The sequence below is a fragment of the Streptomyces sp. NBC_00310 genome, from assembly GCF_036208085.1.
Lineage (GTDB): Bacteria > Actinomycetota > Actinomycetes > Streptomycetales > Streptomycetaceae > Streptomyces.
In genome coordinates this window covers 3,243,748-3,267,349 of sequence record NZ_CP130714.1, presented here as the reverse complement: position 1 = coordinate 3,267,349, position 23,602 = coordinate 3,243,748, and the positions used below count along the sequence as shown (strand labels likewise).

The 23,602-nt window shown below is 70.3% G+C and carries 17 protein-coding genes and 1 pseudogene; 14 read left to right on the top strand and 4 right to left on the bottom strand.

Annotated features, from left to right (window positions below; genetic code table 11):
• Nucleotides 1-61: 61 nt before the first annotated feature.
• On the top strand, nucleotides 62-3,073 hold the full coding sequence (locus OG202_RS14375) for a bifunctional [glutamine synthetase] adenylyltransferase/[glutamine synthetase]-adenylyl-L-tyrosine phosphorylase (protein ID WP_327730087.1): 3,012 nt from the start codon (nucleotides 62-64) through the stop codon (nucleotides 3,071-3,073).
• On the opposite strand, the gene OG202_RS14370 is transcribed toward OG202_RS14375, so the two are convergent.
• Complete coding sequence (locus OG202_RS14370; RefSeq protein WP_327730088.1) at nucleotides 3,024-3,950, bottom strand: DMT family transporter; 927 nt, start codon at nucleotides 3,948-3,950, stop codon at nucleotides 3,024-3,026. The two genes, OG202_RS14375 and OG202_RS14370, sit on opposite strands and share 50 nt — an antisense overlap.
• 73 nt (nucleotides 3,951-4,023) lie before the next feature.
• On the opposite strand from OG202_RS14370, the gene OG202_RS14365 reads away from it, so the two are divergent.
• Nucleotides 4,024-4,956, top strand: coding sequence for a LysR family transcriptional regulator (locus tag OG202_RS14365; RefSeq protein WP_326583289.1), 933 nt, complete (start codon nucleotides 4,024-4,026; stop codon nucleotides 4,954-4,956).
• On the opposite strand, the gene OG202_RS14360 is transcribed toward OG202_RS14365, so the two are convergent.
• Together OG202_RS14360 and OG202_RS14355 are read right to left on the bottom strand one after the other, a co-directional pair.
• Nucleotides 4,946-5,809, bottom strand: coding sequence for a phosphatase PAP2 family protein (locus OG202_RS14360; protein WP_327730090.1), 864 nt, complete (start codon nucleotides 5,807-5,809; stop codon nucleotides 4,946-4,948). The genes OG202_RS14365 and OG202_RS14360 overlap by 11 nt on opposite strands.
• 132 nt (nucleotides 5,810-5,941) lie before the next feature.
• Nucleotides 5,942-6,976 (bottom strand): LacI family DNA-binding transcriptional regulator, encoded by a 1,035-nt coding sequence (locus OG202_RS14355; RefSeq protein ID WP_326583291.1) that lies wholly within the window; start codon nucleotides 6,974-6,976, stop codon nucleotides 5,942-5,944.
• Between the two features lie 472 nt (nucleotides 6,977-7,448).
• Here OG202_RS14355 and OG202_RS14350 point away from each other — a divergent pair, with 472 nt between their 5' ends.
• From OG202_RS14350 to OG202_RS14305, 10 genes are all read left to right on the top strand, one after another.
• Complete coding sequence (locus tag OG202_RS14350; protein ID WP_326583292.1) at nucleotides 7,449-8,720, top strand: extracellular solute-binding protein; 1,272 nt, start codon at nucleotides 7,449-7,451, stop codon at nucleotides 8,718-8,720.
• Nucleotides 8,721-8,831: 111 nt separating this feature from the next.
• Nucleotides 8,832-9,836, top strand: coding sequence for a carbohydrate ABC transporter permease (locus OG202_RS14345; RefSeq protein ID WP_327730091.1), 1,005 nt, complete (start codon nucleotides 8,832-8,834; stop codon nucleotides 9,834-9,836).
• A gap of 13 nt (nucleotides 9,837-9,849) precedes the next feature.
• Nucleotides 9,850-10,764, top strand: coding sequence for a sugar ABC transporter permease (locus OG202_RS14340; protein ID WP_327730092.1), 915 nt, complete (start codon nucleotides 9,850-9,852; stop codon nucleotides 10,762-10,764).
• Nucleotides 10,765-10,984: 220 nt separating this feature from the next.
• Complete coding sequence (locus OG202_RS14335; protein WP_327730093.1) at nucleotides 10,985-12,667, top strand: glycoside hydrolase family 13 protein; 1,683 nt, start codon at nucleotides 10,985-10,987, stop codon at nucleotides 12,665-12,667.
• 218 nt (nucleotides 12,668-12,885) lie between these two features.
• Nucleotides 12,886-13,152 carry a hypothetical protein gene (locus OG202_RS14330; protein ID WP_326583296.1) on the top strand — a complete coding sequence of 89 codons (267 nt, stop codon included), beginning with the start codon at nucleotides 12,886-12,888 and terminating at the stop codon, nucleotides 13,150-13,152.
• A gap of 152 nt (nucleotides 13,153-13,304) precedes the next feature.
• Nucleotides 13,305-14,279 (top strand): hypothetical protein, encoded by a 975-nt coding sequence (locus tag OG202_RS14325; RefSeq protein ID WP_327730094.1) that lies wholly within the window; start codon nucleotides 13,305-13,307, stop codon nucleotides 14,277-14,279.
• 39 nt (nucleotides 14,280-14,318) lie between these two features.
• Nucleotides 14,319-14,507 (top strand): hypothetical protein, encoded by a 189-nt coding sequence (locus OG202_RS14320; RefSeq protein ID WP_326583298.1) that lies wholly within the window; start codon nucleotides 14,319-14,321, stop codon nucleotides 14,505-14,507.
• A gap of 64 nt (nucleotides 14,508-14,571) precedes the next feature.
• On the top strand, nucleotides 14,572-14,820 hold the full coding sequence (locus OG202_RS14315) for a hypothetical protein (RefSeq protein ID WP_327730095.1): 249 nt from the start codon (nucleotides 14,572-14,574) through the stop codon (nucleotides 14,818-14,820).
• Nucleotides 14,817-15,044 carry a hypothetical protein gene (locus tag OG202_RS14310; RefSeq protein WP_326583299.1) on the top strand — a complete coding sequence of 76 codons (228 nt, stop codon included), beginning with the start codon at nucleotides 14,817-14,819 and terminating at the stop codon, nucleotides 15,042-15,044. Before OG202_RS14315 ends, OG202_RS14310 begins: the two co-directional genes overlap by 4 nt.
• Before the next feature lie 76 nt (nucleotides 15,045-15,120).
• Nucleotides 15,121-16,014, top strand: a complete 894-nt coding sequence (locus OG202_RS14305) for a S8 family peptidase (RefSeq protein ID WP_327730097.1) — start codon at nucleotides 15,121-15,123, stop codon at nucleotides 16,012-16,014.
• Here OG202_RS14305 and OG202_RS14300 read toward each other — a convergent pair.
• Nucleotides 16,011-16,148, bottom strand: a pseudogene (locus tag OG202_RS14300) (DNA-binding response regulator); the annotation flags it as partial. The gene OG202_RS14305 and the pseudogene OG202_RS14300 sit on opposite strands and share 4 nt — an antisense overlap.
• A 431-nt stretch (nucleotides 16,149-16,579) precedes the next feature.
• On the opposite strand from OG202_RS14300, the gene OG202_RS14295 reads away from it, so the two are divergent.
• Together OG202_RS14295 and pulA are read left to right on the top strand one after the other, a co-directional pair.
• Nucleotides 16,580-17,962 (top strand): alpha-amylase, encoded by a 1,383-nt coding sequence (locus OG202_RS14295; protein ID WP_328222828.1) that lies wholly within the window; start codon nucleotides 16,580-16,582, stop codon nucleotides 17,960-17,962.
• 162 nt (nucleotides 17,963-18,124) lie between these two features.
• Nucleotides 18,125-23,560 (top strand): pullulanase-type alpha-1,6-glucosidase, encoded by a 5,436-nt coding sequence (pulA, locus tag OG202_RS14290; RefSeq protein ID WP_328222827.1) that lies wholly within the window; start codon nucleotides 18,125-18,127, stop codon nucleotides 23,558-23,560.
• Nucleotides 23,561-23,602: the final 42 nt, after the last annotated feature.

The window sequence follows — 23,602 nt, the reverse complement described above, 5'->3', positions numbered from 1 at the left end:
CCGGTGGAGTCGGGCGATCGGGTGAGCGGATGAGCGGGCTCGATCCGACGGGAGGCCTGGGATGACGGCGCCGGGGCGCAGGAGCAGCACCTTTTCGCGACTGCTGCGGCACGGTTTCACCGATCCCAGCGCCGCCGAGCGGCTGCTGGACAGCGCCGAGCTGTCGGGCGTGCGGAACGATCCGGTGCTGCTGGACGCGCTGGGGGCGACCGCCGATCCGAACCTCGCCCTGCTGGGCCTCGTACGGCTGCTGGAGGCGCAGCCGGACCGTACGGCCCGGCAGGCGGTGCTGGACACGTTGATAGCGGCCAAGCCGCTGCGGGACCGGCTGCTGGGGGTGCTCGGCGCGTCCGCCGCGCTCGGCGACCATCTGGCCCGGCACGCGCAGGACTGGCAGGCGCTCGTGACGTACGAGGCGCAGGACCTGCATCCGGGCGTCGAGGAGTTCGAGCGGGGGCTCGCGGAGGCCACCGACCCCGTCTCGCTGCGCGTCGCGTACCGCCGCTGTCTGCTCTCCATCGCCGCCCGTGACGTCTGCGGGACGACCGACGTCGCCCAGGCCGCGGCAGAACTCGCCGACCTCGCCACCGCCACGCTCCGTGCCGCCCTCGCGATCGCCCGCGCCGCCGCGCCGGAGGACGCGGCGCAGTGCCGGCTCTCGGTGATCGCGATGGGCAAGTGCGGCGGCCACGAGCTGAACTACGTCTCCGACGTCGACGTCATCTTCGTCGGGGAGACCGCGGACGGCGCCGACGAGCAGAAGGCGATCCGGGCCGCCACCCGTCTCGCCTCGCACATGATGCGGATCTGCTCCGAGACGACGGTCGAGGGCAGCATCTGGCCCGTCGACGCGAATCTGCGCCCGGAGGGGCGCAACGGCCCGCTCGTCCGCACGCTCAGCAGCCACCTCGCGTACTACCAGCGGTGGGCGAAGACCTGGGAGTTCCAGGCGCTGCTCAAGGCCCGGCCGGTCGCGGGGGACCTCGAACTCGGCGAGGAGTACGTCGCCGCGCTCGAACCGCTCGTCTGGAAGGCGGCCGAGCGGGAGAACTTCGTCCCCGACGTGCAGCGCATGCGGCGCCGGGTCGTGGAGAACATCCCGGCCTCCGAGGTCGACCGTCAACTCAAGCTCGGGCCGGGTGGGTTGAGGGACGTCGAGTTCGCCGTGCAACTGCTTCAGCTGGTGCACGGGCGCGGCGACACCTCGCTGCGCAGCGGGACCACGCTCGACGCGCTGGGCGCGCTCGCCGCCGGCGGGTACGTGGGACGGACGGACGCGGCCCAACTCGACGCCGCGTACCGCTTCCTGCGGTCCATGGAACACCGCATCCAGCTCTACCGCCTGCGCCGCACCCACCTCGTGCCCGAGGACGACAACGACCTGCGGCGCATCGGCCGTTCACTCGGGCTGCGCACCGATCCGGTCGCCGAGCTGAACCGCGAGTGGCGCCGCCACGCGGCGGTCGTACGGCGTCTGCACGAGAAACTCTTCTACCGCCCGCTCCTCGACGCGGCCGCCCAACTCGCCCCCGGTGAAACCAGGTTGAGCGCCGACGCGGCCCGCGAGCGCCTCGTCGCCCTCGGCTACGCGGATCCGGCCGCCGCCCTCCGTCACCTGGAGGCCCTGGCCTCCGGTGTCTCGCGCAAGGCGGCCATCCAACGCACCCTTCTGCCCGTCCTGTTGGGCTGGTTCGCGGACTCCGCCAACCCCGACGCCGGACTCCTCAACTTCCGCAAGGTCTCGGACGCCCTCGGCAAAACCCCTTGGTACCTACGGCTGTTGCGTGACGAAGGCGCCGCCGCGGAGAACCTGGCGCGCGTGCTCTCCGCCGGGCGCCTGGCCCCCGACCTCCTCATGCGCGCCCCCGAGGCCGTCTCCCTCCTCGGCGACGGGGACGGTGTCGCCGGTGGCGCCGGAGGGCTCGAACCCCGCGAACGCGCCCACCTGGAACAGGAGATCCTCGCCGCCGTGGGCCGCGCCGACGGCGCCCAGCAGGCCGTCACGGCCGCGCGTGGCGTCCGCCGCCGCGAACTCTTCCGTACGGCCGCCATGGACATCGTCGGTTCGTACGGCACCGAGGCGTCCCCGGTGACCGCCGACCAGGGCGCCCTCGTCGACCTGGTGGGCGGCGCGGTCTCCGACCTCACGGCCGCGACCCTCGCGGGCACCCTGCGGGCCGTGGTCCGCGACCGGTGGGGCGACACCCTCCCCACCCGCTTCGCCGTCATCGGCATGGGCCGCTTCGGCGGCCACGAACTGGGCTACGGCTCCGACGCCGACGTCCTGTTCGTGCACGAGCCGAGGGAGGGCGCCGACGAACAGGAGTCGGCCCGCGCCGCGAACGCGGTCGTCTCCGAGATGCGCCGCCTGCTCCAGATCCCGAGCGCCGACCCGCCCCTCCTCATCGACGCGGACCTCCGGCCCGAGGGCAAGTCCGGGCCCCTCGTACGGACGCTGAAGTCGTACGAGGCCTACTACCGCCGCTGGTCCCTGGGATGGGAGTCGCAGGCCCTGCTGCGCGCCGAACCCGTCGCCGGGGACGATGAGTTGGGCCGCCGTTTCATCGACCTCATCGATCCGCTCCGCTATCCGGCGGACGGACTCGGCGACGACGCCGTACGCGAGATCCGGCGCCTGAAGGCCCGTATGGAGTCGGAGCGCATGCCACGCGGCGCCGACCCGACCCTCCACACCAAGCTCGGACGCGGCGGGCTGTCCGATGTCGAATGGACCGTCCAGCTCTTCCAACTCCGGCACGGCTGGCGCGAGTCGGGCCTCCGCACGACCCGCACCCGCGAGGCCCTGGCCGCAGCGCACGCGGCCGACCTGGTGAGCGCGGAGAACGCGGCCATACTGGACGAGGCCTGGGTCCTGGCCACCCGCGTACGCAACGCCGTGATGCTCGTACGAGGCCGGGCCGGCGACACGTTCCCCTCCGACGGCCGCGAACTCGCCGCCGTGGGCCGGTACTTGGGGTACGGCCCCGGACATGTGGGCGACATGCTCGACGACTACCGCCGGATCACCCGGCGGGCTCGGGGTGTGGTGGAGGAGTTGTTCTACGGGGCGTGAGGCACTTCGCCGCCCGCCGGGGGCGGGTCAGCGCCACGCCCGCCAGGACCACGACCATCCCCGCGATCACCCGGGGCCCGACCCGTTCGTCGAGGAACAGCGAACCCAGGGCGACCGACACGACCGGCAGCAGATAGCCGACCGTCGCCGCGCTCGTCGCCCCCTCGTCCGCGATCAGGCGGTAGTTGAGGTAGAAGGTCACCCCTGTTCCGAAGATCCCCAGGACGGTCACCGCGATCAGCGCGGTCAGGTCCGCTCCGGTCCCGCCAGAGCCCCCGGCGGGCAGCGCCAGGCCCGCCCACCCCGTCGCGGTGAGAAGCTGCGCGGCGGAGACCGCGAGCGGAGCGTCGCGCCCCGTCAGATGCCGGCCCATGTACGCGAAGGCCACCGCATAGCTGACGGCGGCCCCGAGCAGGGCGAGCGCACCCCCGGTCATCAGTCCCGCCCGCTGCCAGGGAGCGAAGATCAGCAGGACTCCGGTGAAGCCGAGCAGCAGTCCGGTGAGGCGCGCGGGGGAGAGGGGGCGGTCGGTGCCGAGGAGGAGGCCGAGGAGGAGGGCCCACAGGGGGGTCGTCGCGTTGAGGACACCCGCCGTGCCCGAGTCGACGGTCTGCTCGCCGATGCTGAAGAGCGCGAAGGGCAGGGCGTTGCAGAAGAAGGCCGCCACCAGCAGATGGCCCCAGGTCCGCCGGTCGCGCGGCAGGCGCTGACGCGCGGCGAGGGCCAGGGCCAGCAGCACCCCGGCGCCCAGAGCGCACCGGGCGACCGTGATCTGGAGCGGCGACAGGCCGTGGTTGAGGGCGAGCTTGATCCAGAGGAAGCCGGAGCCCCAGAGGAGGGCGAGGACGGCCATGCGAAGGGTGGACGCGAGAGGCATGCGCTCCACGGTCCGGCACCAGGACACATAAGGACAAGCGAAGAATTATGCATATACCTTTAAGCTGGTCTACATGCTCGATGTGCGGCGGATGCAGGTGCTCAGGACCGTGGTGACCAGTGGCTCGGTGACGGCGGCCGCGACCGCCCTCGGCTACACCCCGTCCGCGATCAGTCAGCAGGTCGCGGCGCTGGAGAAGGAGGCCGGGATCGCGCTGCTGGAGCGCGTCGGGCGCGGGGTGCGGCCCACGGCGGCCGGGCTGCTGCTCACCGAGTACGCCGGCACGATCGGCCGGCAGGTCGCGGAGGCGGAGACCGCGCTGGCCGACCTGCGGGCGGGACGCACGGGACGGCTCGCCGTGCGGTACTTCGCCACGGCCGGTGCCTCCCTGGTGGCTCCCGCCGTCGCCCGGCTGCGCGCCGAGCACCCCGGCGTCCGGATCGAGCTGGGGCTCATCGACCCCGACGACCCGCTCCCGGCCGTCAAGGAGGGCCGCGCGGACCTCGCGCTCGTCGTACGGCCGCGCGGGGCCGACCCCGAGGGCGTACGGCTGCTGCACCTGCTCGACGACACCTACTTCGCCGTACTGCCCGCCACGCACCCCCTCGCCGACCGGCCCGCCCTGCACCTGTCCGACCTCGCCGACGAGCCATGGGTCGGCAGCGAGTGGCCGGGGCCCTGCCTGGACGCCCAGCTGGAGGCGTGCGCCGAGGCCGGCTTCCGGCCCAGGTTCGTGGTGGAGAGCGAGGACTACACCACCGCACAGGGCTTCGTCGCCGCCGGACTGGGCGTCGGCCTGATCCCCGGGCTCGGCCTGGGCAGCCGCCATCCGGACCTCGTCGTACGACGCCTCGCCGACCCGGAACCCCGGCGCTCCATCCACGTGGCCGTACGGGAGACGGCTCCACCGCAGCCGGCCCTGGGGACCTTCGTCAGGGCGCTGCGGGACGCCGCCCACGCCACGGGTCCGCGGCAGGCGGCACCCGACCGCGGCGCTACACCTTGACCGGCGCCGGCTCCGTCGGCCCGGCACTCCCCGCCACCTGGCGCGGCAGCGCGTACGGCAGTGTCCCGTACCAGAGCCGGGCCACCCCGAAGCCGAAGGCGAGGCACATCATGCCGCCCACCGCGTCCAGCCAGAAGTGGTTGGCGGTGGCGACGATCACGACGAGCGTCAGCGCGGGGTAGAGCAGGCCCAGCACCCGGACCCACGGCACCGACGCCAGCGCGAAGATCGTCAGGCCGCACCAGAGCGACCAGCCGATGTGCATGGACGGCATCGCGGCGTACTGGTTCGACATGTTCTTCAGGTCGCCGGAGGCCATGGAGCCCCAGGTCTGGTGGACGACGACCGTGTCGATGAAGTGCTCGCCCGTCATCAGGCGGGGCGGGGCCAGCGGGTAGAAGTAGTAGCCGACGAGGGCCACGGCGGTCGTGGCGAAGAGCACCAGACGCGTCGCCGCGTAACGACCCGGGTGACTACGGTAGAGCCACACGAGGACACTGAGCGTGACGATGAAGTGCAGGGTCGCGTAGTAGTAGTTCATGCCGACGATCAGCCATGTCACCGAGTTCACGGAGTGGTTGATCGTCTCCTCGACCGCGATCCCGAGGTGGTGCTCCACCTTCCAGATCCAGTCGGCGTTGCTGAGCGCCTGCGTCCTCTGCTCGGGGACCGCGTTGCGGATCAGGGAGTACGTCCAGTAACTCACCGCGATCAGAAGGATCTCGAACCAGAAGCGCGGGCGTCGCGGAGCCCTCAGCCGGTGCAGCGCCCCCGGCTCCGGCCCGTCCGTGACGGAGCGCGGAGCGGCCTGCTCCCGGCCTTCCTCCAGTGTCGTCACGGTTGAGTCACCCATGGGCACAGAGTCTGCCAGATAAGCCGTTCCCCACCGATCATCCTCTGGTCGGGTTCATCACGCACGTTCGTCGGGGTACCACGGAGGGACATCTCCTACGCACGTATGGCATCGTTCCCCGTTCTCTCCGTCTCAGGTACGAGACCGGTCCCCAGGAGCCGAAGCGGTCGACCCCCGCACCACCAGCTCCGGCATGAACACGAACTCACTGTGCGGCGCCGGAGTCCCGCCGATCTCCTCCAGCAGCGTACGCACCGCCGCCTGCCCCATCGCCGGCACCGGCTTGCGGACCGTCGTCAGCGGGGGATCGGTGAAGGCGATCAGGGGGGAGTCGTCGAAGCCGACGACCGAGACGTCCTGCGGCACCTGAAGGCCCCGCTGCCGGGCCGCCCGGATCGCGCCCAGCGCCATCATGTCGCTCGCGCACACCACCGCCGTACAGTCCCGGTCGATGAGCGCCAGGGCCGCCGCCTGGCCGCCCTCCAGGGTGTACAGGGAGTGCTGGACGAACTCGGACTCCACGGCCGCGGCCGCCAGGCCCAACTGGTCCTGCATCGTCCGGACGAAGCCCTCGATCTTGCGCTGGACCGGCACGAAGCGCTTGGGGCCCAGGGCCAGACCTATCCGCGTGTGCCCCAGTGACACCAGGTGCGTCACCGCGAGGGCCATCGCCGCCCGGTCGTCCGGCGAGATGAAGGGGGCCTGCACCTTCGGAGAGAACCCGTCGACGAGGACGAACGGCACGCCCTGGGCGCGCAGTTGCTCGTAGCGCTGCATGTCGGCCGAGGTGTCGGCGTGCAGACCGGAGACGAAGATGATGCCGGCGACGCCCCGGTCGACGAGCATCTCCGTCAGCTCGTCCTCCGTCGATCCGCCGGGGGTCTGGGTGGCGAGGACCGGGGTGTAGCCCTGCCGGGTCAGCGCCTGGCCGATGACCTGGGCCAGGGCCGGGAATATGGGGTTCTCCAGCTCCGGGGTTATGAGGCCCACCAGGCCGGCGCTGCGCTGGCGCAGCCGTACGGGCCGCTCGTAGCCCAGGACGTCGAGGGCGGCCAGAACGGACTGGCGAGTGGTGGCGGCGACGCCCGGCTTCCCGTTCAGGACGCGGCTGACAGTCGCCTCGCTGACCCCCGCCTGGGCTGCGATGTCGGCAAGCCGTGTGGTCACAGCACTGGACTGTACCGGCCGGGCCTGCGCTTGCCCACCGGCCCGGCGCCGGGGGCGGGCGGGGGTGCGGCCCGCTGCGGGCTGCTGCGTCATCGCGGTCCCTCGTGATTCTCGTCGGTGTCCGTGGGGGCGCCCCTGCGCGGAAAGGGGTGGCTTCCGCAATCCGCAAGAGGCTGACGGAGTGATGATTGCCGTACGCGCGCGTCGTGGCAAGAGCTTGCAGAGTCTTTCATGGTCGCCCCGCACCCCGTTGAGCGGCCCGGATGCCGGGTTTCGGGGTGGTCGAGAGCGGGTCACGGCGGAGTAACCATCACCGGTTCTTGCATTTTTTTGCAGCAAGGTCTTTCGTCCGGCTTACATCGCTGTTACGTTCGGCCACGCCCGGCGGCGGCAACGGCGCGCCGGCACTCGGCAGGGACGGCAGACGGGGCCTCCCTCCCAGCACACGGGCTTTCACCCTCAAGGAGATCTCATGCGGCGTGGCATAGCGGCCACCGCGCTGGTGGCGTCGATCGCCCTCACGGCGACGGCCTGCGGCGGAAGCGACAGCGGCGACTCGGCCGACGGTCCGGTCACCATCACCTGGTGGGACACCTCCAACGCCACCAATGAGGCGCCGACGTACAAGGCCTTGGTCAAGGAGTTCGAGGCCGCCCACGAGGACATCAAGGTCAAGTACGTCAACGTGCCCTTCGATCAGGCGCAGAACAAGTTCGACACCGCCGCCGGTGCCACGGGCGCCCCGGACATCCTGCGCTCCGAGGTCGGCTGGACGCCCGCCTTCGCCAAGAAGGGCTTCTTCCTGCCGCTGGACGGCACCGAGGCCCTCAAGGACCAGGACGCGTTCCAGCCCAACCTGATCAAGCAGGCCCAGTACGACGGCAAGACCTACGGCGTCCCGTTCGTCACCGACACCCTCGCGCTGGTCTACAACAAGGACCTCTTCGAGAAGGCCGGCATCACCGAGGCCCCCAAGAGCTGGGACGACCTGAAGAAGGCCGCCGCCACCGTCAAGGACGAGACCGGCGTCGACGGCTACTGGGGCTCCACCCAGGCCTACTACGCCCAGTCCTTCCTGTACGGCGAGGGCAGCGACACCGTCGACGTCGCCGCCAAGAAGATCACCGTCGGCTCCGCCGAGGCCAAGAAGGCGTACGGCACCTGGCTGGACCTCTTCGACGGCAAGGGCCTGCACAAGGCGGACACCACCGCCGACGCCTACGCCCACATCCAGGACGCCTTCGTCAACGGCAAGGTCGCCTCGATCGTCCAGGGCCCGTGGGAGATCACGAACTTCTACAAGGGCTCGGCGTTCAAGGACAAGGCCAACCTGGGCATCGCCACCGTCCCGGCCGGCTCCACCGGCACGGCGGGCGCCCCGACCGGCGGCCACAACCTCTCCGTCTACGCCGGCTCGGACAAGGCGAAGCAGGAGGCGTCGCTGAAGTTCGTCAACTTCATGACCTCGGCGAAGTCCCAGGAGACCATCGCCCTGAAGAACTCCACGCTGCCCACCCGCGACGACGCCTACACCACCGAGGTCAAGGCCGACCCGGGCATCGCCGGCTACCAGACCGTGCTCGCCGCCGCCCAGCCGCGCCCCGAGCTGCCCGAGTACAGCTCCCTGTGGGGCCCGCTCGACACCGAGCTGCTCGCGATCGCCGGCGGCAAGAAGTCCCTCGACAAGGGCCTCGGCGACGCGGAGACCGCGATCGCCAAGCTGGTCCCGGACTACAGCAAGTGACCCCGAGTGGCCGCCGCGTCCCCACCCGCGTTCCACCGGGTGACGGACGCGGCGGTCACCGGCCTGTCCCCAGCCCAGCCCAGCCCCTGATCTTCCAGAAGGTGTCGAACGATGACAGTCGCCATCGACCGAGCGACCGGCAAGCGCCGAGGTGAACCGGGCGGGCGCCCGGGCAGGCTGACGCGTCTGAGGCAGTCGTACCAGCGGTACTGGTACGCGTACGCGATGATCGCCCCGGTGGTCGTCGTGCTCGGCGTCCTGGTGCTGTATCCGCTGGCGCGCGGCTTCTATCTCACCCTCACCAACGCCAACAGCCTCAACTCGGCGCGCACGATCGGCGTCAACCGCATCGAGGCCACCTACGAGTTCATCGGCTTCGACAACTACGCCGACATCCTGTGGGGCCCGACCGCGTACGACCGCTTCTGGTCGCACTTCGTCTGGACGATCGTCTGGACCGCCCTCTGTGTCGCCCTGCACTACGTCATCGGCCTCGGCCTCGCGCTGCTGCTCAACCAGAAGCTGCGCGGCCGCACCTTCTACCGGCTGATCCTGGTCCTGCCGTGGGCCGTGCCCACCTTCGTCACCGTCTTCGGCTGGCGCTTCATGCTCGCCGACGGCGGTGTCATCAACGCCGCCCTCGAAGCGCTGCACCTGCCGGCCCCGCTGTGGCTGGAGGACACCTTCTGGCAGCGGTTCGCCGCGATCATGGTGAACACGTGGTGCGGTGTGCCGTTCATGATGGTCTCGCTGCTCGGCGGACTGCAGTCCATCGACTCCTCTCTCTACGAGGCGGCCGAGATGGACGGCGCGAGCGCCTGGCAGCGTTTCCGCTACGTCACCCTGCCGGGTCTGAGGTCCGTCAGCTCCACCGTCGTACTCCTCGGCGTCATCTGGACCTTCAACCAGTTCGCCGTCATCTTCCTGCTGTTCGGCGACACCGCGCCCGAGGCACAGATCCTCGTGACCTGGGCGTACTACCTCGGCTTCGGGCAGCAGCCGCGTGACTTCGCGCAGTCGGCGGCCTACGGCATCCTGCTGCTGGCCATCCTGATCGTCTTCACCTCCTTCTACCGCCGCTGGCTGAACCGCGATGAGCAGCAGCTCGCGATCTGAGGCAGGAGCCCCCATGAGCACCACGACCGTCAAGACCACGGCTCCCGAGGACGGCGGGCCCCGCGCGCGGACCCCGTCGGCGCCCAGGACCCGGCGACGGGGCGAGAACAGCCTCGCCGGCTCCCTCGCCTCCCACGCGATCCTCGTCGTGGCGAGCCTGGTGGCGCTGTTCCCGATCGCCTGGCTGCTGTTCCTGTCCCTCGGCCCGGACAAGGACGATTACCTGCATCCCGGGCGCATCTTCGGCAAGATGACATTTGCCAACTACTCGTACGTGCTCCAGGAGACACCGTTCTTCGACTGGCTGGTCAGCACCCTCGTCGTCTCGCTCGGCACCACCGTCATCGGGGTGCTGATCGCGGCGACCACCGGCTACGCGGTCTCCCGCATGCGCTTCCCGGGCTATCGGAAGTTCATGTGGGTGCTCCTGGTCACGCAGATGTTCCCGGTAGCCGTACTGATGGTGCCGATGTACGAGATTTTGTCGGAACTGAAGCTCATCGACAGCTACCTTGGACTCATCCTCGTCTACTGCTCGACGGCCGTGCCGTACTGTGCCTGGCTGCTCAAGGGCTATTTCGACACGATCCCGTTCGAGATCGACGAGGCGGGACGCGTCGACGGGCTGACCCCCTTCGGCACGTTCGCACGGCTGATCCTGCCGCTCGCCAAGCCGGGCCTCGCGGTCGCCGCGTTCTACAGCTTCATCACCGCGTTCGGGGAGGTCGCCTTCGCCTCGACGTTCATGCTGTCCGACACGAAGTACACCTTCGCCGTCGGTCTGCAGAGCTTCGTCAGCGAACACGACGCCCAGCGCAACCTGATGGCCGCCACCGCGGTCCTGGTCGCGATCCCCGTCTCCGCGTTCTTCTACCTCGTGCAGAAGAACCTGGTGACCGGCCTGACCGCGGGCGGCACGAAGGGCTGACCGCCGGTTGAGCCGCGATGGGCCGTCGCTTGTCCGCGGCTCCCGTCGTGGCCGGTCGCACAGTTCCCCGCGCCCCCTCGGGGCGCGGGTGGCGGCCGCGGTGCCCTCCCCCAGCCTCCGGCCGGGGGGACCCCCAGACCCCGCTGACACCGCGGCCGCCTCTGTCACCCGTCCCGTATCTACCTCTGACCCGATGACTCCCTTACGCACCAAGGACGCCATGAGCCAGCAGCACTCCGCCGACACGGACCCGACCTCCGCCGTCGCCACCGTCGCCCAGCGCAGCGACTGGTGGCGCGACGCGGTGATCTACCAGGTCTATCCGCGCAGCTTCGCCGACAGCAACGGCGACGGCATGGGCGACCTGGAGGGCGTACGTTCCCGACTCCCGTACCTGCGCGACCTCGGCATCGACGCCGTATGGCTCAGCCCCTTCTACGCCTCCCCCCAGGCCGACGCCGGTTACGACGTCGCCGACTACCGCGCCGTCGACCCCATGTTCGGCAATCTCCTCGACGCCGACGCGCTGATCCGCGACGCGCACGAGCTGGGCCTGCGGATCATCGTCGACCTGGTCCCCAACCACTCCTCCGACCAGCACGAGTGGTTCAGGCGGGCGGTGGCCGAAGGCGCGGGCTCGCCCCTGCGGGAGCGCTACCACTTCCGCCCCGGGAAGGGCGCGACCGGCGAACTCCCGCCCAACGACTGGGAGTCCATCTTCGGTGGCCCGGCGTGGACACGGGTCACGGAACCGGACGGCACCCCGGGCGAGTGGTATCTGCACCTCTTCGCCCCGGAGCAGCCCGACTTCAACTGGGACCACCCGGCGGTCGGCGACGAGTTCCGCTCCGTCCTCCGCTTCTGGCTCGACATGGGCGTGGACGGCTTCCGTATCGACGTCGCCCACGGCCTGGTGAAGGCGGACGGCCTCCCGGACCTGGGCGCCCACGACCAGGTGAAGCTGCTGGGCAACGATGTCATGCCGTTCTTCGACCAGGACGGCGTGCACGCGATCTACCGCGAGTGGCGCCGGGTCCTGGACGAGTACGCGGGTGACCGCATCTTCGTGGCGGAGGCCTGGACCCCGACCGTCGAACGCACCGCGAACTACGTCCGCCCGGACGAGCTCCACCAGGCCTTCAACTTCCAGTACCTGGGCACGGACTGGGACGCGGCGGAGCTGAAGGCCGTCATCGACCGCACCCTGGACGCGATGCGCCCGGTGAACGCCCCCGCCACCTGGGTCCTGTCGAACCACGACGTGACCCGACACGCGACCCGCTTCGCGAACGAACCCGGCCTGGGCACGCAGATCCGGCTGGCGGGCGACCGCGAACTGGGGCTGCGTCGTGCCCGTGCGGCCTCCCTGCTGATGCTGGCGCTCCCGGGCTCGGCGTACGTCTACCAGGGCGAGGAACTGGGCCTCCCGGACGTCGTCGACCTCCCGGACGAGGTCCGCCAGGACCCGGCCTACTTCCGAGGCGCCGGCCAGGACGGCTTCCGCGACGGCTGCCGGGTCCCGATCCCGTGGACCCGCACAGGATCGTCGTACGGCTTCGGCGGGGGCGGCTCCTGGCTGCCGCAGCCCTCCGAGTGGGGCGACCTGAGCATCGAGGCCCAGACGGGGGCGGCGGACTCGACCCTGGAGCTCTACCGCACCGCCCTGTCCGTCCGCCGCGAGGAGCCCGGCCTCGGCGCGGGCGACTCGGTCGAGTGGCTGAAGGCCCCCACGGGTGTCCTCGCCTTCCGCCGAGGGGAGTTCGTGTGCGTGGCGAACACGACCGGCGAGGCCGTCACGATCCCCGCGTACGGCCGTGTCCTGGTCGCCAGCGCAGAGGTGACCGTGGCCGAGGACGAGGCGAAGCTGCCGGGGGACACGACCGTGTGGTGGACGACCGCCTGAGGAACCCGTAGGGACGCCGACCGCGGTGCGTCCGCCGTCGACTGGCAGGGCCCGCCGCCCGGTTCGGGGCGGCGGGCCCTGCCGGTCGACCTCCTGTACGCCTCGCCGCACCCCTGTCCGGTCAGCGTGCGACCGAGGCGCCTCAGGAGGACAGTGGAAAGGAGCGGGACGCGTCGGGGGCGCCGCAGCGAGAGCGTCAACACCGGGATGTGAGCGACATGGTTGACGGTGCAACGAGCAGCCGGAGTACGGCCGGGGAACCGGCGGCGGACGACTCCCGCGACTCCCGCCGTCAGGACGGGCCGCGCCACCGGGTCCGTCTCCCCGGCTTCGCGCGCGAAGGTCGCGAGGGTACGGAGGTCGGGCTGGGCGACGCCGTCGCCCGGGTGACCACGGCGGTGGGGATCCGGCCCTGCGGCGGCTGCGGACGCAGGGCCGAGGCACTGAACCGGTGGGCGACGATCGGCGGCGGACGGGACCGCTGAGGCACCGCGCACGGCGCGTGCACGCGTACGGCGCGTGCACGACCAGGCGGCCCCGCCGCGCCGCCGGCTCCGGGCCGAGAGTCCGACAGAGCGCCCGGTGCGCGACCCGCTCCGGGCCGAGAGCCCGACAGAGCGTGCGTGAGGAGTGACCTATGGACCCCGAGATCACCGACCCCGTCACCGTCATGGGTTCTCCGGCGGAGGCCGAGACGCGATCCGCACCGCCCGCGGCCACGCCGACGCTCGATCCCGAGACCTCCCTCCCCGCGCCCGTCGAGTCCACCGTCACGCAGGCCTGTTGCGGCTGTGCCGAGGCCGGCTCCCACGGCGGCGGGGGAACCGGCGGCGACACCGCCCCCGGCTACGTCTACGTCCTGGGCCGGGTGCACGCCGTGTTCCCCGATCTCTCCGTCCAGCACGAGTTCTTCCAGGTGGCGGACGCCGACGGGAGCCGCGACGCCACCGACGCCGACGCGTTCCACCGCGTCCTGTCCGCACCGGAGAACCGCTACATCGCCCGGCAGATGTGCTACGTCCTGTCCGTCCAGGGCATCGACACCTACATCCTGGAGCCCGCCGACGCCGCCGAACTGGACGACCTCGTGGAGGCCCTGCGCCCGGTCAGGGACAAGCGCGACCTCGCCGTGGTCGTCGGCACCCTCGGCCCGATCGTGCCGCCCGGCGCCTGCCAGGGACTGTCCGTCCCGCTCGTCCGCGTCGAGAAGATCTGGTCCTTCGACAGCAGGGAGCTGATCGAGGCGATCGACCGGCCCAGGGACACGTCCCGCAAGGAGTTCGAGAAGACCGCCAGAGACGTGCTCGACCGGGTGCTCCAGCTCAACAACAACGCGGGCCTCGACCCGACCCACCGGGCCCTGAACTTCCTGACGGTGCGGGAGCAGGAGATCTACCGCAAGACCAGCGAGATGCGTGACGGGGGCTACACCCTCTCCGGGGTGGAGGCCGGGCCCTCCCGGCTCGGCAGCGGCTCCCAGACGGTCATCACGGTCGTCCTCTCCTACACCCACCGCCAGACCAATGTCACCGAGAAGTGGTTCGTCCGGGTCGGTCTCGCCGGGCTCTTCCCCTTCAGAGTGACTCCGATCCAGCTCTACTACTCCCGGTGACCGACGGGAGACACGAGAGAGGAAAAGAGGCGAACGGACATGCGTATCCCCGGATTCGCCGTCGAGCCGGCGGCACGCGGAGCGAACGCCGGTGATCTGATCCTTCCTCAGCACTTCACGTGCGAGGAGGAACTGGCTCCGGTCTGCCGTCACCAGTGCCGGAGGGCCTACGACCCGCGTGCGTGCGTGCAGAAGTGCCTGACGAAGCTCTGCTCGGAGAAGTGGTGACCTCGCGACAGCCGCCCACCACGCGTCGTTCCGCCACATCCGACCATGGGCCAGGTGATGCGAGATGAACCTGCCAGGATTCACCCGGAGGCCCCCGCCCGCCGCGGCCGGTGACCGACCGATCCCCCAGCGGTTCGCCCGCGAGGAAGAGCATCCCGGTGATCTCGTCCACCTCCAGGAGATCACCTGCGAGAGGGTCGAAGGACCGCTCTGCCACTCGCGCTGCGAAGGGCTCGACCAGTTCGACGAGTGCTACGCCTCCTGTCTGGCGGACCGATGCCGGGACCCCGCCTGGTGGGGAGGCACACCATGACTCTCCCGGGATTCGCGCCGACAGCCCCGGTCCCGCCCGCCCGGCGGGACGAGGCCGGTGACCGGTTGCACCCGCAGCTGGACATGCACTGCGAGACGGCGTGCTCACACGCGTGTGCCGACGTGTGCCAGGACGTGCCCTCCTACGAAGCCGGTGACTGCCTGAACCGCTGCACGGAGAGCTGTCTCATCGACTGCCGTCCGCCCGAGTACCTGTCGCAGTAGTCCGGTCCACGGGTCCGCCCCGCAGGGCGGGGAGCCGGGCCGCTCCACCTCACGGCCGGGAAGGAGGGGCGTGCCCATGGACCCGTTCGACCTGGTCGGCCTCACACAGCTGAGGGCGCACACCTCCGGCCGGCCCTCGGTCGTCGTCGGCGTGATCGACGGCCGTGTCGCCGTGGACCACCCCGCCTTCGCGGGCCGGGCGGTCCGGGAACTGAGCCCGCCCGCCGGTACGGGAGGCTGTCGCCGCACCGACGTCTGCTGCGCCCACGGCACCGCGGTGGCCGGGATCATCGTCGCGGCCGGGGGCGTGTGCCCCCGCTGCACCCTGCTGTCCCGGCCCCTCTTCACGGACCGCCCGGCCGACGGCGGTCCCGCGACCTGCCTCTCCGGCGTACGGACCGGGGAACTGGCCAGGGCGCTCACGGAGATCGTCGACGCGGGTGCCCACGTCGTGAACCTGAGCATGGCCCAGCCCGCGCCCTCCGGCGTCCGCGACCACGCCCTGGAGGCGGCCCTCGACCACGCCGTCGACCGGGGTGTGATCCTCGTGGTCGCCGCCGGGAACCAGGGCCGGATGGGCTCCTCCGTCCTCACCGACCACCCGTGGGCCATCCCGGTGACCGCCTACGACCGCGCCGGGCGGCCCATGCCCCAGTCGAACCTGGGTACGTCCATCGGCCGCCACGGAGTGGGCGCCCCCGGCGACCGCGTCCCCGGCCCCGGACCCGACGCCCGCCCTTTCCTCCTGAGCGGTACGAGCGCCGCGGCGCCCTTCGTCACGGGTACGGTCGCCCTCCTCCTCTCGGCCTTCCCGCACGCCACCCCGGCGGCCGTGCGCTACGCGGTCACCCACGGCCCCGGCCGACGGAGTTCGGTGACCCCTCCGTTGCTGGACGCGTGGGCCGCGTACACCGCACTTCGTGACTCGGGTGGCGTTCGGAAAAGGGCGCTGGGAAGTCGCCGGTCCTAGGGGTGCCTTCCCAGGCCCAGCTCACCCGCGCGCACCCCGGCCTGGAACCGCGACCCGGCGTCGAGGGCGTCGAGCAGTTCGGCGACCCTGCGGCGGTGGGTGCGCAGGGACATGCCGAGTTCCCGTGCGGCGGCGGGGAGGGCGGTGGCGGCGATCCGCACCCGCGCACCCGCGCACCCGCGCACCCGCGCACCCGCGCACCCGCGCACCCGCGCACCCGCGCACCCGCGCACCCGCGCGCCCGCGCACCCGCGCACCCGCGCGCCCGCGCGCCCGCGTCGGCGAGTCGCCGCCGGGTCGGTCACCCTCACCCGAGAGGATCTCGCCGACCTCTCCTGACGTCGTCCCGCCCCAACAGCCCACCCCGTGAAGAGATTTCGGGTGCGTGAAGAAGGTGTGTCCGGAGGGTTGACCATGCGTCAAGTGGACTCGTACCTTCCTGTCTGCTGAAAGTTTTCAGCCATCTTGCAGCAAGAAACAGCAAAGGATCTTGCGTGGATCGCGTCGGGTCCCCAGGCCCTTCGACTGATCCTTCGGACCCCTTCAACGGAGAAGGACCCCACACATGGCCAGCAGAACCCTCTCCGGTGCGCTCGCTCTCGCGGCGGGCGCGTCGATCGCGCTCGCGGTGCCCGCCGGGAACGCGTACGCGTCGCCGCCCGGGACCAAGGACGTGACCGCCGTCCTGTTCGAGTGGAGCTTCGCCTCCGTCGCCAAGGAGTGCGCCAGCACCCTCGGGCCGAACGGGTACGGATACGTCCAGGTCTCGCCGCCCGCCGAGCACATACAGGGCTCGCAGTGGTGGACGTCGTACCAGCCGGTGAGTTACCGGATCGCGGGGCGGCTCGGTGATGCCACCGCGTTCAAGAGCATGGTCGACACCTGCCACGCGGCCGGCGTCAAGGTCGTCGTCGACACGGTCGTCAACCACATGTCGGCGGGGAGCGGCACGGGAACCGGCGGTTCGTCGTACACGAAGTACAACTACCCCGGCCTCTACTCCTCCTTCGACTTCGACGACTGCACCGCCACCATCAGCGACTACACCAACCGCGCCAACGTCCAGAACTGCGAGCTCGTCACCCTCGCCGACCTGGACACCGGTGAGGACTACGTCCGGTCAGCCGTCGCCGGATACATGAACAGCCTGCTCGGGTACGGCGTCGACGGGTTCCGGATCGACGCAGCCAAGCACATCCCCGCCGCCGACCTCGCCAACATCAGGTCCCGGCTGAGCAACACGTCCGTGTACTGGAAGCAGGAGGCCATCTACGGCTCCGGGGAGGCCGTCCAGCCGAGCGAGTACACGGGGAACGGGGATGTCCAGGAGTTCCGGTACGCCTTCGACCTCAAGCGGGTCTTCAACAACGAGAACCTCGCCTACCTCAAGAACTACGGCGAGGGCTGGGGGTACATGAGCAGCTCGGTCGCCGGGGTCTTCGTCGACAACCACGACACCGAGCGCAACGGCTCCACGCTCAGCTACAAGGACAACGCCACCTACACGATGGCCAACGTCTTCATGCTGGCCTACCCGTACGGGGCGCCCGACATCAACTCCGGCTACGAGTTCTCCTCCACCGACGCCGGGCCGCCCAACGGCGGTACGGTCAACGCCTGTTGGCAGGACGGCTGGAAGTGCCAGCACGCCTGGCCGGAGATCATGCGCATGGTGCCCTTCCGCAACGCCACCCGCGGTGAGGCCGTCACCAACTGGTGGGACAACGGGGGCGACGCGATCGCCTTCGGCCGGGGCACCAAGGGCTTCGTCGCCATCAACCACGAGTCGGGCAGCCTGAGCCGCACGTACCAGACCTCCCTCGCGGCCGGCACGTACTGCAACGTGCAGAACAACACGACGGTGACCGTCAACGGCTCCGGCCAGTTCACCGCGACCCTCGGCTCCAACACCGCCCTGGCGATCTACGCCGGCAAGACCAGCTGCTGAGCCACCGCCCGGCGCGTGGTCGCGCGCCGGGCACCTCGCCTCGACCCGCGCTACCTGAAAGCAGTTTCCGTTACTTTCAAGCCTCTTGCTGAAAAGCTTTCGGCGGCGATACGGTCGCGCGGAGTCGGACCCACCAGAGCCGTCATCGCAAGGAGTCCATCCGTGATACCGAGATGGCCGACGCCGTCGAGGCGCCGTACCGCCCACGCCCAACGGGCCGCAGTGGTCGGCGCGGTCACCGTGACCGCGCTGACCGCAGCGCTCGTCCAGCCCCTCGCGGCCGGGGCCGCGACCCCGCCCGCACCGCCGTCCGACGCGAAGCTGGCGAAGAGCGCCGCCCGTCACGACCTCACCCGCGAGCAGTTCTACTTCGTCCTGCCGGATCGTTTCGCCAACGGTGACAAGGCGAACGACGAGGGCGGTCTGACCGGTTCACGCCTCGCCACCGGCTACGACCCCACCGACAAGGGCTTCTACCAGGGCGGCGACCTCAAGGGCCTGACCGAGCGGCTCGACTACATCAAGGGCCTGGGCACGACCTCCATCTGGATGGCGCCCATCTTCAAGAACCAGCCCGTCCAGGGCACCGGCGAGAACGCCTCCGCCGGCTACCACGGGTACTGGATCACCGACTTCACCCAGGTCGACCCGCACTTCGGCACCAACAAGGACCTGGAGACGCTGATCTCCAAGGCCCACGCCAAGGGCATGAAGGTCTTCTTCGACGTCATCACCAACCACACCGCCGATGTCGTCGACTACGAGCAGAAGTCGTACGACTACCTCTCCAAGGGTGCCTTCCCCTATCTGACGAAGGACGGCGAGCCCTTCGACGACGCCGACTACGAGGACGGGAAGAAGGACTTTCCGTCCGTCGACCGGGACTCCTTCCCCCGGACCCCCGTCGTCCCGGCCGCCAAGAAGAACGCCAAGGTTCCCTCCTGGCTCAACGACCCGACGATGTACCACAACCGGGGCGACTCCACCTGGGCCGGCGAGTCCGCGACCTACGGCGACTTCGTCGGGCTGGACGATCTGTGGACCGAACGTCCCGAGGTCGTCTCCGGCATGGAGAAGATCTACGAGAAGTGGGTGAAGGACTTCGACATCGACGGCTTCCGGATCGACACCGTGAAGCACGTCAACACGGAGTTCTGGACCCAGTGGGCGACCGCGCTCGACGCGTACGCGGCGAAGAAGGGGCGCGACGACTTCTTCATGTTCGGCGAGGTCTACTCCGCCGACACGTCGGTGACCTCCCCGTACGTCACCCAGGGCCGCCTCGACTCCACGCTCGACTTCCCCTTCCAGGACGCGGCACGCTCGTACGCCTCCCAGGGCGGCAGTGCGCGGAAGCTGGCCTCGGTCTTCGGGGACGACTACAAGTACACGACCGACAAGGCCAACGCGTACGAGCAGGTCACCTTCCTCGGCAACCATGACATGGGCCGCATCGGGACCTTCCTCGAACAGGACAACCCGAAGGCGGACGACGCCGAACTGCTCGCCAAGGACAGGCTCGCCAACGAGCTGATGTTCCTCAGCCGTGGCAACCCGGTCGTCTACTACGGCGACGAGCAGGGCTTCACCGGCGCGGGCGGTGACAAGGACTCCCGCCAGACCATGTTCGCCTCGAAGACCGCCGACTACCTGGACGACGACCAGCTCGGCACGGACCGCACCCACGCCTCGGACGCGTACGACACGAGAGCACCGCTCTACAAGCAGATCAGTGCTCTCGCCAAGCTCCGCAAGGCCAACCCGGCCCTCGCCGACGGCGTCCAGACCGAGCGCTACGCGGCCGACGGGGCGGGCGTCTACGCCTTCTCCCGCACGGACACCGAGACGGGTACCGAGTACGTCGTCGCCTTCAACAACGCGGGCGAGGCCAAGACGGCGAACTTCGCGACCGGCTCGGCCCGCATGGCCTTCAAGGGCATCCACGGGACCGACGCCAAGGTGACGAGCGACGCCGACCGCAAGGTCACCGTCACCGTCCCGGCCGGGTCGGCGATCGTCCTCAAGGCCGCCGGCCCGCTCGCGAAGCCCGCCACCGCGCCGTCCCTCACCCTCAGGGCCCCGGCCGCAGGCGCCACCGGCACGGTGGAGATCAGCGCCGATGTCGACGGGGGACAGCTCAACCGCGTCGTCTTCGCCGCGCAGGTCGGCAACGGCACGTGGAAGACGCTGGGTTCCGCGGACCATGCCCCGTACCAGGTCACCCAGACCATCGGGGAGGAGGTTCCGGCGGGAACCGCACTGCGGTACAAGGCAGTGGTGATCGACCGGACCGGACGAACGGCGAGCGCCACCGCCGCCTCCACCACGGGCACCCCGCCCGCCCCCGAGGTCCCCACCGCCTCCTCGCGCGACTACGCGATCGTCCACTACAAGCGCGCCGACGGCGACTACACCGACTGGCGGCTGTACGCCTGGGGTGACATCGCCGACGGCGAGGGGACCACCTGGCCGGACGGCCACGACTTCGTCGGGCGGGACGCGTACGGCGCCTTCGCCTACGTCAAGCTCAAGCCCGGTGCCTCGAACGTCAGTTATCTCGTCATCGACAAGGACGGCACCAAGGACGTCTCCGCCGACCGCTCGATCGACGTCACGAAGACGGGCGAGATCTGGGTCGAGCAGGGCAAGGAGGCCGTACTCACGGAGAGGCCCACGGCCGACTACCCGCAGCAGGACACGTCCAAGGCCGTCCTGCACTACCACCGCGCCGACGGGAACCACGACGGCTGGGGCCTGCACGTCTGGTCCGGCGCCGCGAACCCCACGGACTGGTCGAAGCCCCTGGAACCGGTGCGGACCGACGCCTACGGCGCCGTCTTCGAGGTGCCCCTCACCGACGGGGCCACCAGCCTCAGTTACATCATCCACAAGGGCGACGAGAAGGACCTCTCCACCGACCAGGCGCTCGACCTCAAGGCCGCCGGCCACGAGGTGTGGCTGCTGAACGGGCAGGAGAAGTACCTGCTCCCGCAGCCCGCGGGCAGCGCGGCCGCCCTCGACCTGACCACCTCCAAGGCCGTCTGGATCGACCGGAACACCCTCGCCTGGAACGGAAACGACACCGCCGCCTCCACCCAGCTGCTGTACTCGCGCACCGGCTCCATCACGGCGAAGGACGGCGCGCTGACCAGCACCGACGAGCGGTGGCTGCGCCTCACCAAGTCGGCGCTCACCGACGCCCAGAAGGCGAAGTTCCCGCATCTGAAGGCGTACACGGCCTGGACCGTCGACCCGCGTGACCGCGACCGGGTCCGTGAGACCCTGCGCGGCCAGCTCGTCGCCTCCCAGCGGGCTGCCAACGGGGCCGTGCTCGCGGCGACGGGCGTGCAGATCGCCGGGGTGCTCGACGACCTGTACGGCGCGAGCGCGGCGGACGCCGACCTCGGCCCGACCTTCGGCAAGGGCCGTACGACGCTCGCCGTCTGGGCGCCCACCGCGCAGAAGGTCTCCCTCGACCTCGACGGCAGGACGCTCCCCATGAAGCGGGACGACGCCACCGGCGTCTGGTCCGTCACCGGACCGAAGTCCTGGAAGAACAAGCCCTACCGGTACGTGGTGAAGGTGTGGGCGCCCAGCGTCCGCGAGGTCGTCACCAACAAGGTCACCGACCCGTACTCCGTCGCCCTCACCGCCGACTCCGAGCGCAGCCTCGTCGTCGACCTGGAGGACAAGGCGCTCGCCCCGGCCGGCTGGTCGTCGTACACCAAGCCCGAGGCCGTACCGCTGAAGGACGCGCAGATCCAGGAGCTGCACGTCCGGGACTTCTCCATCGACGACCGGACGGTGCCCGCGCAGGACAAGGGCACCTACCTCGCCTTCACCGACCCGGGCGGCGACGGCTCGAGGCATCTGCGGGAGCTGGCGAAGGCGGGCACGTCGTACGTGCACCTCCTCCCCGTCGCCGACATCGCCACCATCCCCGAGAGGAAAGCGGACCAGACGAGCGTCGACTGCGACCTCGGCTCGTACGCCGCCGACTCCGACCAGCAGCAGGAGTGCGTGGCGAAGGCCGCGGCGAAGGACGGGTTCAACTGGGGCTACGACCCGTACCACTACACCGTCCCGGAGGGCTCGTACGCGACCGACCCGGACGGGCCCCGGCGCACGGTCGAGTTCCGGAAGATGGTGAAGGCGCTCAACGGCGACGGCCTCGGCGTGGTGCTGGACGTGGTCTACAACCACACCCCCGCGAGCGGACAGGCCGACAAGAGCGTCCTCGACAAGGTGGTCCCCGGCTACTACCACCGGCTCCTCGCCGACGGCTCGGTCGCCACCTCCACCTGCTGCGCCAACACCGCGCCCGAGAACACGATGATGGGCAAGCTGGTGGTCGACTCGATGGTCACCTGGGCCAAGGAGTACAAGGTCGACGGGTTCCGCTTCGACCTGATGGGCCACCACCCGAAGGCCAACATCCTGGCGGTCAGGAAGGCCCTCGACGCGCTGACCCTCAAGAAGGACGGCATCGACGGGAAGAGGATCATCCTCTACGGGGAGGGCTGGAACTTCGGCGAGGTCGCCGACGACGCGCGCTTCACCCAGGCCACGCAGAAGAACATGGCAGGGACGGGCATCGCGACCTTCTCGGACCGGGCCCGTGACGCGGTGCGCGGCGGCGGCCCCTTCGACGAGGACCCGGGCGTCCAGGGCTTCGCCTCCGGTCTCTACACCGACCCCAACTCATCGGAGGGCAACGGGACGTCGGCCGAGCAGAAGGCACGGCTGCTGCACTACCAGGACCTCGTCAAGGTGGGGCTGAGCGGCAACCTCGCGAACTACCGGTTCACCGACACCGACGGCAAGGAGGTCAAGGGCTCGGAGGTCGACTACAACGGAGTCGCCGCCGGATACGCGGACGCCCCCGGCGACGCCCTCGCCTACGTGGACGCGCACGACAACGAATCGCTGTTCGACGCGCTGGCCTTCAAACTGCCGAAGGCGACGAGCGCTTCCGACCGGGCCCGCATGCAGGTCCTCGCCATGGCGACCGCGGCCCTCTCACAGGGCCCGGCGCTCTCGCAGGCGGGCACCGACCTGCTGCGTTCCAAGTCGCTCGACCGGAACTCCTACGACAGCGGCGACTGGTTCAACGCGATCCACTGGGACTGCGGGGACGGCGGCAACGGCTTCGGGCGGGGACTGCCCCTCGCGGCCGACAACCAGTCCAAGTGGCCTAACGCCAAGCCCCTGTTGACCTCCGTCGGGGTCGGCTGCGAGCAGATCGAGGGGACCTCGGCCGCGTACCGGGACCTGCTGAGGATCCGTACGACGGAGGACGTGTTCTCCCTCGGCACGGCGGGGCAGGTGCAGTCGAAGCTGTCCTTCCCGCTGTCGGGGAAGGACGAGACACCGGGCGTGATCACCATGGAACTCGGCGACCTCGTCGTCGTCTTCAACGCCACCCCGGAGAAGCGGAAGCAGACCGTGGACGACCTGGCCGGGACGGGATACGCACTGCACCGGGTACAGGCGGCGGGTGCGGACTCTACCGTTCGGACCTCGTCGTACGAAGCGGAATCGGGGACGTTCGTCGTTCCGGGGCGGACCGTGGCGGTATTCGCACGATCCGCCCGATAGAGCGCTAGTTTGGGTGGTGCAGGTGGAGAGGGGACGGCCTGC